Consider the following 17,849-nt stretch of genomic DNA (forward strand, 5'->3'; position numbering starts at 1 on the left):
CCGTACAGCCTCCGCCGCGCTGCCCCCACCAGGGAAGGCGTGCTGAACCACCGCATTGGGAGATCCCCATGAACCACCTGCAGGACAAGGTCGTCGTCATCACCGGCGCCTCCTCCGGCATCGGCGCCGTCAGCGCCAAGGCCCTCGCCGCCCGCGGCGCCAAGATCGTCGCCGCCGCCCGCGGCCAGGAAGACCTCGACCGACTGGTCGCCGACATCGAGAAGGCCGGCGGCACCGCCGCCGCCAGGCTCACCGACGTCGCCGACGCCGCGGACATGCAGGCTCTCGCCGACTTCACCGTCGCCGCCTACGGGCGCATCGACATCCTCGTCAACAACGCCGGCCTGATGCTCTTCTCCTACTGGAAGGACCTCGCGCTCCACGACTGGAACCGGATGCTCGACGTCAACATCCGCGGCTACCTCAACGGCGTCCACGCCGTCCTGCCCGTGATGCTCCGCCAGAAGTCCGGCCACATCCTGAACATGGACTCCGTGGCCGGACACCAGGTCGGCGACGGCGCAGGTGTCTACAGCTCGACGAAGTTCTTCGTGCAGGCCATGACCGAATCCATGCGCAAGGAACTCGGCGTCCACGAAGGCATCAGGGCGTCCACGATCAGCCCCGGCGTCATCGACACCGGCTGGGCCGACAAGGTCACCGACCCCGCCGGACGCAAGGCCGCCCAAGAGCTCAACACCATCGCCATCAGCCCCGAGGCCATCGCCGACGCCGTCGTCTACTCACTCGACCAGCCCGCCGACGTCACCGTCAACGACCTGGTCATCTCGCCCACCCGCCAGAACTGGTAACACGCCAGGCCCGGACGAGGGCCCCTGCGACGGCGGGACGACCCGCATCGGGCCCGCCCGCTGCCGCCGAACCTCAAGGAGAGTTCCACAGCCCCGGAGAACCTGTGCCGCAGGAGCAACGACACCCTGTACTTCTCCAGCCAGCGGCACCACCGGCAGCTCCTCGGGAGGCATCACGTACGAGGTGAAGGGCCCGTCCCGCTCGTAGCCGCACGGCTCGACTTCACACAACCATCACAAGATGGTCACTACACCCTCATCGAGGGCCTCCCGGTCCTACGGTCATCCCCTCACGTACCACCTCTGGGGGGATGACCATGACCAATCCGTACACCGGCCCGCACAACAACCCGTACCCCGCACCGCCCATGCCGCAGCCCGGCAGACAGGCACCCCGCTGGGCCCGGAAGCGCTACGTGCTGCCCGCCCTGGGCCTGGCCCTCTTCATCGGCATAGGAATCGGCGGGGGCGGGGACACCACCACCGACGCGAAGCCCGCGGCCGCCAGACCCCAGCCGACCGTCACGGTCACCGCGACGGCGACGGCCACCGCGACGCCGCTCGCGAAGGAGCCGGAACCCGCTCCCACGGTCACCGCCACCAAGACCGTCAGGGCCACCACCACCGTCACCGCCCGGCCGGCGACGGGCGGCGGCTCCGACGACAGCGGCAGCGGCTCCGGCTCCGGCGACACCGACGTCTACTACGCCAACTGCAGCGCCGTCCGGGCCGCCGGTGCCGCGCCCATCAGCCGTGGTGAACCCGGGTACGCCTCCCACCTGGACCGTGACAACGACGGGGTCGCCTGCGACACGTGACCCGGGTGGGGCGGTGACCATCGGTGCGTCCGGCCGTTCCTCCGGTTGGGCAGCTCGTACGGGCTGCCCGGCCGACGGAAGGAACATCACCGTGGACACGACCGTGCCCGCCCCCGACGCACAGCCCGTGCTGCCGCGCGCCGAGTGGGTCAAGACGCTGCCGCAGACCATCGTCGCGTCCTGCGTTCTGCTCCTCGACGCCGAGGACCGGATCCTGCTGCTGCGCTACGCCGGGTGCCAGCCCGGTGCCGGGCTCTGGGGGCTGCCGGGCGGCATGCTCGACCACGGAGAGGACCCCGTCGGTGCCGCGCGCCGGGAGCTGTACGAGGAGACCGGCATCCTCCTCGACCGGGATCCCCGCCTCATCGGCTTCGACCACCGGGCCGACGTGAAGGGCACGGGCCCGGTGATCGACTTCTACTTCCACGGCGGCCGCCTCCCGGCCGGGCTGTCCGTCACGCGCAGCGCGGAGCACGACGACGACGGCCTGTTCGCCCTCGGCGACCTGGAATCCACCCCGCTGACGAACCAGCTGCCGACCCTGACCGCCCTGCACACCGCCGCACTGACCGGCACCGCCGTAAGCCTGCGGGAAGGCCTGCCCCAGTGATCGCGCCGCACCGCCTGGCGGCAGTCGTCCTGGCTTCTCTCGCGCTCTTCCTGGGCCTCGGCACACCCTCGTCCCCGGCCACCGCCCCTCTCCCGCCTGAGCGGCTGCGACAGGAAGCGGCCAGAGCCCTGGAATCCACCCGGGCGGTCAGCGTCCATGTCCGCTTCCGGGACGGACGGCACACAGTCGAGGCGAGCGCCGGCGAGGCCGCCCTCGGTACCGGCCGGCCCGTACCGGGCGGCGCGCACTTCCGGGCCGCCAGCGTCACGAAGTCGTTCGTGGCCGCGACCGTGCTGCAACTGGCCGCCGAGCGGCGGCTGTCCCCGCGGGACACGGTGGAGCACTGGCTGCCCGGCCTCGTCCAGGGCCACGGCAACGACGGCAGCCGCATCACCGTCAAGCACCTGCTCCAGCACACCAGCGGCCTGCACGACTACGACTCCACCGAGCTGACCGGCCGTACGGCCCCGGAGTTCGAGCGCAGACGCTTCGACCACATCGACCCCGAGCGACTCGTCGACGCGGCCCTGCGACACGCCCCGGACTTCCCGCCCTCCGGCCCCGACGACCCGGGCCCCCGCTGGAGTTACTCCAACACCGGCTACCACCTCCTGGGCGCCATCATCGAGAAGGTCACGGGGCGCCCCTGGGCCGTGGAGGTGCACGACCGGATCATCCGCCCGCTGGGGCTGCACGGCACCAGGGTCCCCGGGGACGATCCGTATCTGCCGGAGCCGTACGCCCGCACCTACCACCGGTTCGCCGGGTCCGACGGCTCCACCGACACCACCGTCCGGAACATGGCGTGGGCCGGTACCGCCGGTGCGCTGGTCTCCACCTCACGCGACCTGGACCGGTTCTTCACGGCCCTGCTCACCGGCCGGCTGCTGCCGCCCCGCGAGCTCGCCGCGATGCACCGCACCGTCCCGGGCAACGAGGAGCACCAGCGGTTCACACCCGGCCTGCGCTACGGCCTCGGCCTGATGCGGCAGCCCCTGCCGTGCGGCGGCAGCCGCTGGGGCCACCACGGCGACCTCGAGGGCACCTTCGTCAGAACGGGCTTCACCGCCGACGGCAGGCGGTCCGTGGTCGTCACGGTCAACGGCCGCACCACCGACGACACCCAGCTCCTCACCACCGAGAAGGCCCTCCAAGGGCTCATCGACCGGATGCTGTGCCGGCCATGACCGGCGCTCAAGCCGTCGGCAGCAGGTCGGCGTCCCGCACCCGCTTCAGATGGATGAGGACGTCGAAGCAGCGGCCCAGCGCGATGTCGAACTCGTTGCGCTCCTCCGGGTAGGCGGTGCCGACACTGCGCGTGGGCCGGGCCGTGCCCAGCCAGCGCCGGGCCGCGGGCGGGGCGGTCCGCAGGTCCAGGACGTAGCGTTCGTGGCGCACCCGGTCCAGCGTGTGCTCGTTGCCGCCGGGCCGGGCGGGGCCGACCGTGTGGGTGAGCATGTGTGTCTCCTCCGGGTCGGTGGCCTTGAACGCGCCACGGCCGAAGGTGAGCCCGATGCTCAGATAGCCGCTGCCGAGCCGGTCGCGCAGGAACGCGCCCTGCGTCCTGGGCAGGACCTCCGGGTCCTCGGGTTCGTAGCCGATGTGGTTGTTGTGGCCCGCCAGCAGGATCCGGTGCCCGGTGTGCTCGTGCCACCAGACGACGTTGTCCGCCATGACCTCGTCCCGCCACCGCATGGCCTCCGCGACCTGCCGCGGATCCGCGAAGTCGAAGCCGTAGCCGGTCGCCGTCTGGTCGATGACCGTGGCGTGCCGCAGCACCCTGGCGAACTCCTCCCGCCCCGGCCCCTCGCGTGGCTCCAGTGACTCCGTCAGCCGCAGGGCGCGTCCGGTCCGGGAGGCCATCTCCTGCCGCTCGGCGAGAGGCCGGGCCAGATACGCCTTCTGGTATTCGCCGGAGGGGCGGGCCGGCCGCAGCCCGCGGTACAGCTCCTCGAAGCGCGGCAGGAGTCCGGGACGGACCCGGGCCACATACCCCGTCACCCGGTCGTAGAGCTCCGGTCCGGTGTAGCCCCAGTCGTCGCCCATGAAGCGGACCGGGTCCTCGGGGTGCTCGCGGTTGTACGCCCGCATCCACTCCACCAGCGCCAGGTTCTCGGCGGTGTTGTTCAGCACGTAGGTGTACTGGAAGTCCTCCCGCATGATGCGCCGCGGGTCGCCCTCGCCGTGCACGACGTAGTCGTCGAGGCGCGCTCCGGTGCTCCATGCCGTCTCCAGGGCGAAGGTGCGAAAGCCCCGACGTTCCACCAGGTACCGGAAGACCCGGTCCTTCACCGCGAGGAAGTCGTGCGAGCCGTGCGTCGCCTCCCCCGTCCCCACCACGACCGCACCCCCGACCGCCCTGCCGACCGGCCGGAGGTCGCCCGTGTCCCCGCCGGGTTCGGCGCTGCGCAGGGGACTCGCGGCCCGCTCCAGAGCCGGCACCACCGGATCCCCTGCCGTCCCGCGAGCGGCGGCGGCCGCGGGGACCGGGAGGAGGAGGGACAGCGACAACGTCACCACGAGAGAGGTCATACGGCGCAAGGAGGGCATATCCGCATAGGTGCCCGGCGCCCGATGCCGCCGAACCCGCCCCTACCCGAACGGAACGCGCGAGAGCGGGGCGGCACCTCCGCACAAGGTGTCGCCCCGCTCTTCTTCGTGCGCCGGAGCCGCCGCGATCGGTGAGGGTCGGGGACCGTCGACGGCTCCGGGTTCTGCGGCCCGGGCTAGCGGTGGTCGCTGCCCTGGGACTGGACCGCCGCCCGGCCGGCCTCCAGGCGGGCCACCGGGATGCGGAACGGGGAGCAGGAGACGTAGTCGAGTCCGACCTCGTGGAAGAAGTGGACCGACTCCGGGTCGCCGCCGTGCTCGCCGCAGACGCCGAGCTTGAGGTCGGGGCGGGTCTCGCGGCCGGCCTTGGCGGCGAGCTTCACCAGGGAGCCGACGCCGTCCCTGTCGATCGTCTCGAACGGGGAGACGCCGAAGATGCCCTTCTCCAGGTACGCCGTGAAGAACGAGGCCTCCACGTCGTCCCGGCTGAAGCCCCACACCGTCTGCGTCAGGTCGTTCGTGCCGAAGGAGAAGAACTGTGCGGCTTCCGCGATCTGACCGGCGGTCAGGGCGGCGCGCGGCAGCTCGATCATCGTGCCGATGGACAGCTTGAGCTGGGCGCCCGAGGCCGCCTCCACCTCGGCGATGACCTTGTCGGCCTCCTCGCGCACGATCTCCAGCTCCTGCACCGTGCCCACGAGCGGGATCATGATCTCGGCCCGCGGGTCGCCCTTGGCGGCCTTGCGCTCGGCCGCGGCCTCGGCGATCGCCCGGACCTGCATGGTGAACAGGCCGGGGATGACCAGGCCGAGACGGACTCCGCGCAGACCCAGCATCGGGTTCTGCTCGTGCAGCCGGTGCACGGCCTGGAGCAGGCGCAGTTCGTTCTCGTGCGGCTCCTGGCGGGACTCGGCGAGGGCCACCCGGACGGACAGCTCGGTGATGTCCGGGAGGAACTCGTGCAGCGGCGGGTCCAGGAGGCGGACGGTGACCGGGAGGCCGTCCATCGACTCGAAGAGCTGGACGAAGTCCTGCTTCTGGAGCGGGAGCAGCTCCTTGAGGGACTCCTCGCGCTCGGTCTGGGTGTCGGCCAGGATCAGCCGCTCCACCAGCTCGCGCCGGTCGCCGAGGAACATGTGCTCGGTGCGGCACAGGCCGATGCCCTGGGCGCCGAAGCGGCGGGCCCGCAGCGCGTCCTCGGCGTTGTCCGCGTTGGCGCGCACGCGCAGCCGGCGCTTGCGGTCGGCGAAGGCCATCATCCGGTGGACGGCCTCGACGAGCTCGTCGGCGTCGTCGGCACCCGGGTGCATCCGGCCCTCGAAGTACTCCACGACCGGCGAGGGCACGACCGGCACCTCACCGAGGTAGACCTTGCCCGAGGAGCCGTCGATGGAGACGACGTCGCCCTCCTCGACGACGTGCCCGCCCGGGACGGTCATCCGGCGGCGCTTGGTGTCGACCTCCAGCTCCTCGGCGCCGCAGACACAGGTCTTGCCCATGCCACGCGCGACGACGGCCGCGTGGGAGGTCTTGCCGCCTCGCGAGGTCAGGATGCCCTCGGCGGCGATCATGCCGTCCAGGTCGTCGGGGTTGGTCTCGCGGCGGATCAGGATGACCTTCTCGCCGGAGCGGGACCACTTCACGGCCGTGTACGAGTCGAAGACCGCCTTGCCGACCGCCGCGCCCGGCGAGGCCGCGATGCCCCGGCCGACCTGCTCGACCTTCGCGCTCTCGTCGAAGCGCGGGAACATCAGCTGCGCGAGCTGGGCGCCGTTGACGCGGGTGAGCGCCTCGGCCTCGTCGATCAGGCCCTGGTCCACCAGCTGGGTCGCGATACGGAAGGCCGCGCCCGCGGTCCGCTTGCCGACCCGGGTCTGGAGCATCCACAGCACACCGCGCTCGATGGTGAACTCGATGTCGCAGAGATCCTTGTAGTGGTTCTCCAGCGTCTCCATGATCTGCATCAGCTGGTCGTACGACTTCTTGTCGATCTGCTCCAGATCGGCGAGCGGCACGGTGTTGCGGATGCCCGCGACCACGTCCTCGCCCTGCGCGTTCTGCAGGTAGTCGCCGTAGACGCCCTGGTGGCCGGAGGCGGGGTCGCGGGTGAAGGCGACGCCGGTGCCGGAGTCGGGGCCGAGGTTGCCGAAGACCATGGAACAGACGTTGACGGCCGTGCCCAGGTCGTGCGGGATGCGCTCCTGGCGGCGGTAGAGCTTGGCCCGGTCGGTGTTCCAGGAGTCGAAGACCGCGTGGATGGCGAGGTCCATCTGCTCGCGCGGGCTCTGCGGGAAGTCCCGGCCGGCCTCGGTCTTGACGATCTTCTTGAACTTGGTGACGAGCTTCTTGAGGTCGGCCGCCTCCAGCTCGGTGTCGACCGTGACCTTCTTGGCCGCCTTCGCCGCCTCCAGCGCGTCCTCGAAGAGCTCCCCGTCGACGCCGAGGACGGTCTTGCCGAACATCTGGATCAGGCGGCGGTAGGAGTCCCAGGCGAAGCGGTCGTCGCCGGCCTGCTTGGCCAGGCCCTGCACCGACTTGTCGGAGAGGCCGATGTTGAGGACGGTGTCCATCATGCCGGGCATGGAGAACTTGGCACCCGAGCGCACCGACACCAGCAGCGGGTCGTCCGCCTGGCCGAGCTTCTTGCCCATACGGGCCTCGAGCGCGTCGAGGTGTGCACTCACCTCGTCACGCAGTGCCGCCGGCTCCTCGCCGCTGTCGAGGTAGACCTTGCAGGCCTCGGTGGTGATCGTGAAGCCGGGCGGGACCGGCAGGCCCAGGTTCGTCATCTCGGCGAGGTTCGCGCCCTTGCCACCGAGGAGGTCCTTGAGGTCCTTGTTTCCCTCGGTGAAGTCGTAAACGAACTTCACGCCCTCAACGCTCGCGGCCTGCTCGGCTACCGGGAGATCTTTGTTTTCCGACACGGGTCTCGACTCCTCGAGGACGCGGTGGCTGCCCTGACGGCGAGGAACATACCCAGATCGAAGGCGTCTGGGTACGTCCATGCGCGCGTCATGCGCCTGTAACCACTCGTCCGCCAGCGGATCGAAAGTCAAGGCTTGGCAAGCAATCACAGCCGCATGTGTTCACTTCTTGAACGCATGAACCTCCATTGAGCTCTCCGAGCGCTCACCTGAGCGGCCTTCGACACGCTTGAGTTCGATCGATGAACGATCAAAGCGTGGCACTCAGTGCCACCCTTTGGAGAAGTGCAGCCGCTCATGATCCGCTCATCTGAGCGCAACCCTTATCAGAGGTGGCGAGAATCACGCTGCCACAGCCCGCCGGATTTCACCATGCGGACGCGTAGCGGGGTCGAAATGTCCCTGTCACACGCCGAGCGCCCGCAGCCGCTCCTCGACCCGCTCGGGGGCGTACAGATGCTCCACGACCATCGCACCGGCTCCCACCAGCCCGGCTCGCTCGCCCAGCCGTGAGGTCACCACGTCCAGGTGGGCCGTGGAGCGGGGCAGCGCCCGCTGGTAGAGCAGTTCGCGCACACCTGTCAGGAAGGGAGTTCCGGCCAGATCCCCGGCGATCATCAGCACGCCGGGGTTCAGCAGGGTCACGACGGTCGCCAGGACGTCCCCGACCCGGCGCCCGGCCTCCCGGGCGAGACCGATCGCCTCGGGGTGCCCGGACGCCAGCAGGTCCCGCACATCCGAGCCGGAGGCCGCCGGCACCCCGGCCTCCGCCAGCCGCCGCGCCACGGCCCCACCGCTCGCGACGGCGGCCAGACAGCCGTACGAACCGCACCGGCACAGCACCTGGGCGCCCTCCGGCACCCGGATGTGCCCGATGTCCCCGGCGCCCCCGTCGATGCCCCGGAAGACCGAGCCGTCCACCACGACCCCGGCGCCGATGCCGGTGGAGACCTTGACCAGCACGAAGGCGGAGCAGTCGGGGTAGCCGGTGCGCTGTTCGCCGTACGCCATGAGGTTGGCGTCGTTGTCCACCAGCACGGGCACGGCGGCGGCGCCCGTGTGCTCGGTGAGCGCCCGGGCCAGCCGGGCCCGTATGCCGTAGCCGTCCCAGCCGGGCATGATCGGCGGCTGGACGACGCGGCCGGTCTCGGTGTCGACCGGGCCGGGCACCGCGAGCCCGACACCGCACACCGACTCGGCCGGGCAGCCCGCCTTCTCCAGCAGCTCGGCGAACCAGCGGCCGAGTTCGCCGAGCACGGTGTCCGGCCCGTCCTCGACGGCCAGAGTGCCGGAGTGCTCGGCGAGGATCTCGCCGCTCAGCGACAGCACGGCCGCCCGCGCGTGCCGGGTGTCGAGGTCGGCGGCCAGGACGACTGCGTGCTCGTCGTCAAACTCCAGGGTGATGGAGGGGCGTCCGCCCAAGGGGGAGTCCACCGGCCCACCGGCGCCCTCGCGCAGCCAGCCCGCGCGGAACAGCCGGTCGAGCCGCTGCCCGACGGTGGCCCGGGACAGTCCGGTCGCCTGCTGCAGGGCACCCCGGGTCACGGCACGGCGACTGCGCACCAGTTCGAGTAGTTCGCCGGCACTCGCCTGGCCGGCACCGCGTCCCGTTCTTCCGGGCTGTCCGGTCATGCACACCCCCTTGTGTTTCTCAACCTTGCCTTACATAGTGGGTTTTGCGTGTTAAATAGACGTAACCCCACGGTAGCCGCAGCCGAACCGGTCGGCTGGACGTCTTTTCGGAGAGCCCCGAGTGGACCGCACCGCCCAACGCACCCCCCGCCCCGCGGGACGCACCGTTGCATACGATCCGTCCAGTACGGCGCCCAGTCCCGCGCCGCCCCTGCACGTCAGGGCCGCCGCCGTGCTGGAGGCAGGCTGGACCGGGTCGTCCACCGTGCCCTCGCGCAGCCTGTATCCGCACCAGTGGTCGTGGGACTCGGCGTTCATCGCGATCGGCCTGCGGCACGTCTCGCCGTTACGCGCCCAGACGGAACTGGACACGCTGCTGGCGGCCCAGTGGGCGGACGGGCGGATCCCGCACATCGTCTTCAACCCCTCCGTCCCCCTCGACGCGTACTTCCCGAGCCCCGACTTCTGGCGCTCCTCGACCGCGGGACGTGCCGCGGGCGCCCCGCGCACCGTACAGACCTCCGGGATCGTGCAACCACCGGTCCACGCGCTGGCCGCGTGGCTGGTGCACCTGGCCGACCCGGGTCTGTCGCGGGCGCGCGGCTTCCTCACCCGGGTGTATCCCCGCCTCGCGGCCTGGCACCGGTATCTGCTGCACCGGCGCGACCTGGGCGGGGGCGGACTGGTCTCCGTCGTGCACCCCTGGGAACAGGGTATGGACAACAGCCCCTGCTGGGACCGTCCGCTGTCCCGGGTCACCCCGGCCCCGGCCCGCTCCTTCCGCCGGGCCGACCTCGACCACGGCTCCCCCGAGGGCCGGCCGACGGATCTGGACTACGGGCGGTACGTGCGGCTGGCGAGCGACTACCGGGACCGCGGATACGCCGACGGCGGAATCGAGGGGGCGGCCCGCAGGGCCTCGGTTGAGGGTGGCGGTGGGAGACGGGCGGGCGAGTTCGCCGTGGAGGACCCGGCGTTCAACGCGCTGCTCATCGCCTCCGAGTACGCCTTGGCCCGGATCGCCCACGAGCTGGGCGCCGCTTCGACGGCCCGGCAGGCACGCGCCGAGCGGCTCACCGCCGCCCTGGTGGAGCGGCTGTGGGAGCCGGCCGCGGGGATGTTCCTGTGCCGGGACGTGCGCGCCGGGGAGCTGATCCCCGAGCGCGGTGTCTCCGGGCTGATCCCGCTGCTGCTGCCGACCCTGCCCCGCGACCTCGCGGCCACCCTGGTCCGCACGATGTGCGGCCCGCACTTCGGCCTCGGCGGCACCACCCGTCTGGTGCCCAGCTACGACCTGCTCGGCGAGGCCTTCGACCCGCACCGCTACTGGCGCGGCCCGGCCTGGATCAACACCAACTGGCTCCTGGAGGGCGGCCTGCGGCTGCACGGCGAGCGCGGCCGGGCCGACGCCCTGCGCAAGGGCATCCTGCACACCGCCGACGCCTCCGGCTTCGCGGAGTACGTCGACCCGTACACGGCACAGGCCTGCGGCGCCACCGGCTTCGGCTGGACCGCCGCGCTCACGCTCGACCTGCTGCACGACCGGCCCGCAGGGGACGGAAACGGCGTCACGGCGATCAAGGGAGGGGACCGGGGATGACGGACCGGCATCATCTGCTCGTGCACGGCGGGACGTTCGCCGCCGTCGGCGACCGCGGCGACATCAGCGGCTACCGGGGCGGCAGCGCCCCGGACGGAATGTTCGTACGGGACGCGCGGCATCTCAGCCGGTGGCAGCTCACGGTGGACGGGGCCGTCCCCGACACGCTGACGCCGGTGGCCGACGGGGACACCGCGCGCTGCGTGCTCGTCCCGCGCGGTGGCCGCAACGAGCCGCCCGCGTACACGCTCTTCCGTGAACAGGCCGTCGGCGACGCCTCGTTCGTGGAGTCGGTGCGCATCACCAGCAACCGCCCGGCGCCGACGACGGTCCGCCTCGCGGTCACCGCCGACGCCGACTTCACCGACCAGTTCGAGCTGCGCTCCGACCACCGCACCTACACCAAGGCCGGTGCCGTCCGCTCCCGCCAGGTCCTCGGCCACGGCGTGGAGTTCACCTACCGGCGCGGCGAGTGGCGCTCGTGCACGACCGTGACGGCCGAGCCCCAGCCGGACGCCGTGGAGGAGACCGGCACCGGCGCCCGCCGCCTGGTGTGGACCCTGGAGCTCGCCCCGCACGGCACCGCCGAGCTGGTCCTGCGCGTCATGGCCCGCCCGCACGGCGAGCAGCGGGCCCTGCGCGTCCCCCGCTCCCCGGCCGCCGTGAGGGAGCAACTGCTCGCCCGAGAGGGCGAGTTCGTGGAGGGCCTGGCCTTCCCCACCGGCTGGCCGGAGCTGGCCGCGGCCTGCTCCCGGGGTCTCGCCGACCTCGCCGCGCTCCAGGTCCCGGCGAAGGGGCCGGACGGCGAGGAACTGCGCGTCCCGGCCGCCGGCGCCCCCTGGTTCCTGACGCTGCTGGGCCGGGACGCCCTGCTCACGTCGCTGTTCGCGCTGCCCTACCGGCCCCGGCTGGCCGCCGCCACCCTGCCCGCGCTCGCCGCGACCCAGGCCACGGACACCGGCGCGAGCGAGGTCGCCCAGCCCGGCAAGATCGTCCACGAGGTGCGGCACGGCGAACTGGCCCACTTCGGCCAGGTCCCGTACGGCCGCTACTACGGCTCGGTCGACGCCACGCCGCTGTTCCTCGTCCTCCTCGGCGCCTACGTGGAACAGACCGGCGACACGGTCCTGGCCCGCCGCCTTGAGCCGCACGCCCGCGCCGCGGTCGGCTGGATGCTGGACCACGGTGGCCTGACCTCGCGCGGCTACCTCGTCTACCGCGCCGACCAGGGCGGCCTCGCCAACCAGAACTGGAAGGACTCCCCCGGCGCCATCTGCTCCGCCGAGGGGACCCGCCCCCACGGGCCGGTGACGGCCGCGGGCGCCCAGGGCTACGCCTACGACGCGCTGCGCCGCACGGCGTGGCTCGCGCGCACGGTGTGGCAGGACGGGACGTACGCGGACCTGCTGGAACAGGCGGCCGGTGACCTGCGCGACCGTTTCCAGCGGGACTTCTGGATGGAAGAGCGCTCCTTCCCGGCGCTCGCGCTCGACGGCCGGGGCGACCAGGTCGACGCCCTGGCCTCCGACGCCGGGCATCTGCTGTGGTCGGGCCTGCTGGACAAGGAGTACGGGGAACAGGTCGGCCGGCGCCTCCTCGAACCGGACTTCTTCTCCGGCTGGGGCGTGCGCACCCTGGCCGCCGGCCAGCCGGCCTTCCACCCGCTCTCCTACCACCGCGGCTCGGTCTGGCCGCACGACAACGCGCTGATCGCGCTGGGCCTGGCCCGCTACGGACTGCACGACGAGGCCCGCGCGGTCGCCCGCGGCCTGGTCGACGCGGCGACCGCGACCGGCAACCGGCTCCCCGAGGTCCTCGCCGGCTACGGCCGCGACACCCACCCGGAGCCGGTGCCGTACCCGCACGCGTGCGTACGCGAATCCCGCTCGGCCTCGGCCCCGTTGGCGCTGCTCACGGCGGTCGGGGGCGTCTGAGGGGCGGTTGGCCGGGGCCTGTCGTTCGGGTCAGGACGCAGAGAATCGGCGGCATCTCGTCACGCCGGTGAGCGGGGTCTGGTGCGTGCAGCTGCAAGGCGGAGGAGGGAGTCGACGCGGAGCGTCGGCGACCGACGACAACGCCGCAGATGCGCGTGCCAGACCCCGCGTCTGCGACCTGACCCGAACGACAGGCCCTAGCGTTTGCCGTGTGTTTGCCGAGCGCTGGCCCGGTGGGCTGAACGCACCTGGTGGGCGCACCGTACGGAACTGAGGCGGACCCGACCCCCCACGCGGGTCCGCCACCTCACCGGGTTTCGTACGGGAAGGACCTTCGGGTGCCTGTCTTCACACGCTTGCGCCAGTCATCGCGGTCAGAGCCTGCGTCGGCACCGGCACCGGAGACTCCCGTGTCGGAATCCGGTCTCCGCACCCGCCACCCCCGAGCCGCCCGCGCCCTCCGCTGGACCACCACCACCCTCGCCGCCGCCCTGGTCCTCGGTGCCCTGCTGCTGCCCAACACCCTCCCCGCCGTGGGGCCGAGGAGCTTCACGCGCATACCGGCCGAGGCGGTCGTCGGGGCCGTCGTGGTGCTGTGGCTGCCGCGTCGGCCCCGGCTGGTCGCGGCGGCGCTGTACGGACTCGGCCTGACCGCGCTGACCGCCGTGAATCTGCTCGACATGGGGTTCAACGAGTATCTGGGCCGGGGCTTCAACGCCGCGCTCGACTGGGACCTGCTGCCCGACGCCCAGGCGTACGTCGGGGACACACTGGGCGGGGGCGTCGCGACCGCCGCCGCCGTCGGCGCGATCGTGCTGGTCCTGCTGCTGGCGGCCGTCATGGTCGCGGCGACGGTCCGGCTCAGCGACCTGCTCGTCCGCCACCGGCCCCGGGCGGCCCGGGGCGCGCTGATCGCCGGCGTCGTCTGGATCACCTGCTCCGCCCTGGGCCTGACGCTCTTCGGCGGGCCGATCGCCTCCGAGCGCGGCGCCGGAGCCCTCCGCGTCCACGCCCAGCGGACGGTGGAGTCCCTGCGCGACGAGGCGGCGTTCGCGAAGCACGCCCAGGCGGACACCTTCGGCAACACCCCGCCCGACCAGCTGCTGCCCGATCTGCGCGGCAAGGACGTGATCTTCACCTTCATCGAGAGCTACGGCCGCAGCGCCATCGAGGACCCGATCATGGCCCCCGGCGTCGACCGCACCCTCGACGCCGACGGCAAGGCCCTGGCGAAGGCCGGGTTCGCCGCCCGCAGCGGGTGGCTGACCTCGGCGACCTACGGCGGCAGCAGCTGGCTCGGCCACTCCACGACCATGTCCGGCCTGTGGATCGACAACCAGCGCCGCTATCGCACGGTCACCGCGGGCGACCATCTCACCCTCACCAAGGCGTTCCGCAAGAGCGGCGCCTGGGACACGGTCGGCGTGATGCCCGGCGTACAGAAGGGCTGGCCGGAGGAGAAGTGGTACGGCCTCGACAAGCTCTACGACGCCTACGACCTGGGGTACAAGGGCCCGAAGTTCAGCTGGTCGACCATGCCCGACCAGTACGCGCTGGAGGCGTTCCAGCGCCAGGTGCACGGCAAGAAGCGCGACAAGCCGCTGATGTCGTTCGTCATCCTGACCTCCAGCCACCAGCCCTGGGCGCCCATCCCGAAGATGGTCGGCTGGGACGAACTCGGCGACGGCTCACGCTTCGACGCCATCGAGAAGGCCGGCAACAAGGCGTCGGACATCATCACCGACACCACCAAGTCCCGGCAGGAGTACGGCAAGTCCATCCAGTACTCGGTCACCAGCCTCACCCAGTGGCTGGAGCGCTACGGCACCGACGACACCGTCCTGGTCTTCCTCGGCGACCACCAGCCCATGGCCCGGGTCAGCGGCACCCGCGCCAGCCGCGACGTGCCGGTCTCGATCGTCGCGAAGGACCCGAAGGTCCTCGACAAGGTCGCCGACTGGAACTGGACGGAGGGCCTCAAGCCCGACCGCGACGCACCGGTGTGGAAGATGAGCTCGTTCCGCGACCGCTTCCTCAAGGCGTACGGCTCCACGCCGCACCGCTCGGGAGGCTGATCAGCCGCCGGAGGTGTCGAGTTCGGCGTCCTCGCCGATCCCGGCGCAGTCGTACGGGTCCTTCAGCCAGCCGTCCGGCAGCACCACCCGGTTGTTGCCGGACGTACGGCCCCGGGGCCCGTCGGCACCGTCGGGCCAGGGCTGGTCGAGGTCCAGCTCGTCAAGACCGGACCGCAGTTCCTCCAGCGACGAGGTGATCGCGAGGCGCTTGCGCATCTCGGAGCCGACCGCGAAGCCCTTCAGATACCAGGCGACGTGCTTGCGGAAGTCGATGACCCCGCGCGCCTCGTCCCCGATCCACTCGCCGAGCAGCGTGGCGTGCCGGACCATGACGTCGGCGACCTCGCGCAGCGCCGGGCGGGCGATGTCCTGGGTGCGCCCCTCGAAGGCGGCCACCAGGTCGGCGAACAGCCACGGCCGCCCCAGGCAGCCACGCCCCACCACGACACCGTCGCAGCCGGTCTCGCGCACCATCCGCAGCGCGTCCTCGGCCGACCAGATGTCGCCGTTGCCGAGCACCGGGATCTCCGGCACGTGCTCCTTCAGCCGGGCGATGGCGTCCCAGTCGGCGGTGCCGCCGTAGTGCTGGGCGGCGGTGCGGCCGTGCAGCGCGATGGAGGTGACGCCCTCCTCGACGGCGATCCGGCCGGCGTCCAGGAAGGTGATGTGGTCGTCGTCGATGCCCTTGCGCATCTTCATCGTCACGGGCAGATCGCCGGCGCCGCTGACGGCCTCGCGCAGGATGGCCCGCAGCAGGTTCCGCTTGTACGGCAGGGCGGATCCGCCGCCCTTCCTCGTGACCTTCGGCACGGGGCAGCCGAAGTTGAGGTCGATGTGGTCGGCGAGGTCCTCTTCCGCGATCATGCGGACGGCCTTGCCGACGGTCGCCGGGTCCACGCCGTACAGCTGGATCGACCGGGGTCGCTCCGTCTCATCGAAGTGGATGAGCTGCATGGTCTTCTCGTTGCGTTCGACCAGCGCCCGGGTGGTGATCATCTCGCTGACGAACAGGCCCTTCCCTCCGCTGAACTCCCTGCACAGGGTGCGGAAGGGCGCGTTGGTGATCCCGGCCATGGGGGCCAGGACGACGGGGGGCCGGACGGTGTGCGGGCCGATGTGGAGGGGCGTGGACATTCCTCCATTGTGCCGTGCAATGAGACGGTAAAATTCATTAGTTAGCCACACTATCGAAATCGGCGTACGATGGCCCGCATGCCCGAGCTCAGCCCCCGCCGCCGCATGCTGGTGCTCGCGATCTGCTGTATGAGCCTGCTGATCGTGAGCCTCGACAACACGGTCCTGAACGTGGCCCTGCCCTCCATGCAGCAGGACCTGCACGCGAGCACCTCAGGTCTGCAGTGGACGATCGACGCCTACACCCTGGTCCTGGCCTCACTGCTGATGCTCGCGGGCTCCACGGCCGACCGGATCGGCCGCAAACGCGTCTTCATGGCGGGCCTGATCGTCTTCACCCTCGGCTCGGTGCTGTGCTCCCTCGCGCCGAATCTGGAGGCGCTGGTCGCCTTCCGGATGGTGCAGGCGGTGGGCGGCTCGATGCTGAACCCGGTCGCCATGTCGATCATCACCAACACGTTCACCGACCCGCGTGAGCGGGCCCGCGCGATCGGCGTGTGGGGCGCGGTCGTCGGCATATCGATGGCCGCCGGCCCGCTGGTCGGCGGCCTTCTCGTCGAATCCGTCGGCTGGCGCTCCATCTTCTGGATCAACCTGCCGGTGGGCCTGGCCGCCCTGCTGCTCACCCTGCGCTTCGTCCCCGAGTCCCGCGCCGGCAAGGCCCGCCGCCCCGACCCGGTCGGCCAGCTCCTGGTGATCGCCCTCTTCGGTTCCCTGACGTACGCGATCATCGAAGCGCCGAGCACGCCGTTCGCCTCGACGGCCCCGCTGGCCGTGGTCGCCCTGGCCGCTCTCGCCGGCCTGCTCTGGTACGAGCCGCGTCGCGCGGAACCCCTGATCGATCTGCGGTTCTTCCGCTCGGCGCCGTTCAGCGGGGCCACGGTCATCGCGGTCAGCGCCTTCGCCGCGCTGGGCGGGTTCCTCTTCCTGTCCACGCTGTACCTGCAGAACGTCCGCGGCCTGACCGCCCTGGAGGCGGGCCTGTGGATGCTGCCGATGGCGGCCCCGACGTTCCTGTGCGCCCCGCTCTCCGGCCGCCTGGTCGGCACGCGCGGCCCCCGCCTCCCGCTCCTGATCGCCGGCTTCGCGATGACCGCGAGCGGCGTGCTGTTCGCCGCGTTCGAGGCCGAGACCTCCGACGTCACGCTCTTCGCCGGATACGTCCTCTTCGGCATCGGCTTCGGTTTCGTCAACGCGCCGATCACCAACACGGCGGTGTCCGGGATGCCGCGTGCGCAGGCGGGTGTGGCCGCGGCGGTGGCCTCGACGAGCCGGCAGCTCGGGCAGACGCTGGGGGTCGCCGTGGTGGGCGCGGTGCTCGCCTCGGGGGTGGGCTCGTCGTCGTACCGGGAGATGTTCGTGTCGGCGGCGCGGCCCGGGTGGTGGATTCTCGCGGTGTGCGGTTTCGCTGTGCTGGCGTTGGGGGCGGTGACGAGTGGGCGGTGGGCTCGGGGAACTGCCGAGCGTGCGGCCGAGAGGCTGAAGTCCGCGGAGGTGCGTGATGTGGCGGTGACGGCGGATCGTGCCTCGTAGCCGTGGTTCATCGCCCTCTCGACAACACGGCATGTGCCTGCGGCGGTTGGGGAATCGCCCTTGCGGCCACGGACGTTGCCGACGGCGATCCACCCCAAGTTGAACGAGGAACCTTACGGTTGAACCGTGAAACTCATTCCCCCGTCGGCGACTTGCCACCCCGCCCTGAGCAGCGGAAACTGTAAGTGAAGACGTAGAGCCCACCGATAGTCCGACTCTGCGCCGCC

At 71.6% G+C, this 17,849-nt stretch carries 12 protein-coding genes; 8 read left to right on the forward strand and 4 right to left on the reverse strand.

Features of this window, described 5'->3' with window-relative positions; all coding sequences use genetic code 11:
* Positions 1-68: 68 nt before the first annotated feature.
* The 4 genes from OHU35_RS13790 to OHU35_RS13805 all read left to right on the forward strand — a co-directional run bounded on the left by OHU35_RS13790 (position 69) and on the right by OHU35_RS13805 (position 3,427).
* Entirely contained in the window at positions 69-812 is a 744-nt protein-coding gene (locus OHU35_RS13790) for an SDR family oxidoreductase (RefSeq protein WP_405505401.1), read from the forward strand.
* A gap of 317 nt (positions 813-1,129) precedes the next feature.
* The gene (locus OHU35_RS13795) at positions 1,130-1,630 is read left to right on the forward strand and encodes an excalibur calcium-binding domain-containing protein (protein WP_405505403.1); all 501 of its coding nucleotides are present in this window, start codon (positions 1,130-1,132) and stop codon (positions 1,628-1,630) included.
* A 91-nt stretch (positions 1,631-1,721) separates the two neighbouring features.
* The gene (locus tag OHU35_RS13800; protein ID WP_405505405.1) at positions 1,722-2,240 is read left to right on the forward strand and encodes an NUDIX hydrolase; all 519 of its coding nucleotides are present in this window, start codon (positions 1,722-1,724) and stop codon (positions 2,238-2,240) included.
* Positions 2,237-3,427: a serine hydrolase domain-containing protein gene (locus OHU35_RS13805; RefSeq protein WP_405505407.1), complete on the forward strand. Its 1,191-nt coding sequence runs from the start codon at positions 2,237-2,239 to the stop codon at positions 3,425-3,427. The genes OHU35_RS13800 and OHU35_RS13805 overlap by 4 nt, the downstream gene beginning before the upstream one ends.
* Positions 3,428-3,434: 7 nt before the next feature.
* Here the strand turns inward: OHU35_RS13805 and OHU35_RS13810 are convergent, their stop codons facing one another.
* The 3 genes from OHU35_RS13810 to OHU35_RS13820 form a co-directional block, all read right to left on the reverse strand.
* The gene (locus tag OHU35_RS13810; RefSeq protein ID WP_405505409.1) at positions 3,435-4,772 is read right to left on the reverse strand and encodes an erythromycin esterase family protein; all 1,338 of its coding nucleotides are present in this window, start codon (positions 4,770-4,772) and stop codon (positions 3,435-3,437) included.
* A gap of 194 nt (positions 4,773-4,966) precedes the next feature.
* Positions 4,967-7,714: a pyruvate, phosphate dikinase gene (gene ppdK / locus OHU35_RS13815; RefSeq protein ID WP_372498806.1), complete on the reverse strand. Its 2,748-nt coding sequence runs from the start codon at positions 7,712-7,714 to the stop codon at positions 4,967-4,969.
* 405 nt (positions 7,715-8,119) lie between these two features.
* The gene (locus OHU35_RS13820; RefSeq protein ID WP_405505411.1) at positions 8,120-9,346 is read right to left on the reverse strand and encodes an ROK family protein; all 1,227 of its coding nucleotides are present in this window, start codon (positions 9,344-9,346) and stop codon (positions 8,120-8,122) included.
* Positions 9,347-9,467: 121 nt separating this feature from the next.
* Here OHU35_RS13820 and OHU35_RS13825 point away from each other — a divergent pair, with 121 nt between their 5' ends.
* From OHU35_RS13825 to OHU35_RS13835, 3 genes are all read left to right on the forward strand, one after another.
* Positions 9,468-10,946, forward strand: a complete 1,479-nt coding sequence (locus tag OHU35_RS13825; protein WP_189723353.1) for an MGH1-like glycoside hydrolase domain-containing protein — start codon at positions 9,468-9,470, stop codon at positions 10,944-10,946.
* Positions 10,943-12,880 (forward strand): glycogen debranching N-terminal domain-containing protein, encoded by a 1,938-nt coding sequence (locus tag OHU35_RS13830; protein WP_189723355.1) that lies wholly within the window; start codon positions 10,943-10,945, stop codon positions 12,878-12,880. The genes OHU35_RS13825 and OHU35_RS13830 overlap by 4 nt, the downstream gene beginning before the upstream one ends.
* 338 nt (positions 12,881-13,218) lie before the next feature.
* On the forward strand, positions 13,219-14,955 hold the full coding sequence (locus tag OHU35_RS13835; protein ID WP_189723357.1) for a sulfatase-like hydrolase/transferase: 1,737 nt from the start codon (positions 13,219-13,221) through the stop codon (positions 14,953-14,955).
* Here the strand turns inward: OHU35_RS13835 and dusB are convergent, their stop codons facing one another.
* Complete coding sequence (dusB, locus tag OHU35_RS13840) at positions 14,956-16,089, reverse strand: tRNA dihydrouridine synthase DusB (RefSeq protein WP_189723359.1); 1,134 nt, start codon at positions 16,087-16,089, stop codon at positions 14,956-14,958.
* Positions 16,090-16,167: 78 nt separating this feature from the next.
* Here dusB and OHU35_RS13845 point away from each other — a divergent pair, with 78 nt between their 5' ends.
* A complete protein-coding gene (locus OHU35_RS13845; RefSeq protein WP_189723361.1) occupies positions 16,168-17,622 on the forward strand; it encodes an MFS transporter in 1,455 nt (484 codons plus the stop codon).
* Positions 17,623-17,849: the final 227 nt, after the last annotated feature.

Source organism: Streptomyces purpurascens (assembly GCF_045040895.1).
Classification (GTDB): domain Bacteria; phylum Actinomycetota; class Actinomycetes; order Streptomycetales; family Streptomycetaceae; genus Streptomyces; species Streptomyces purpurascens.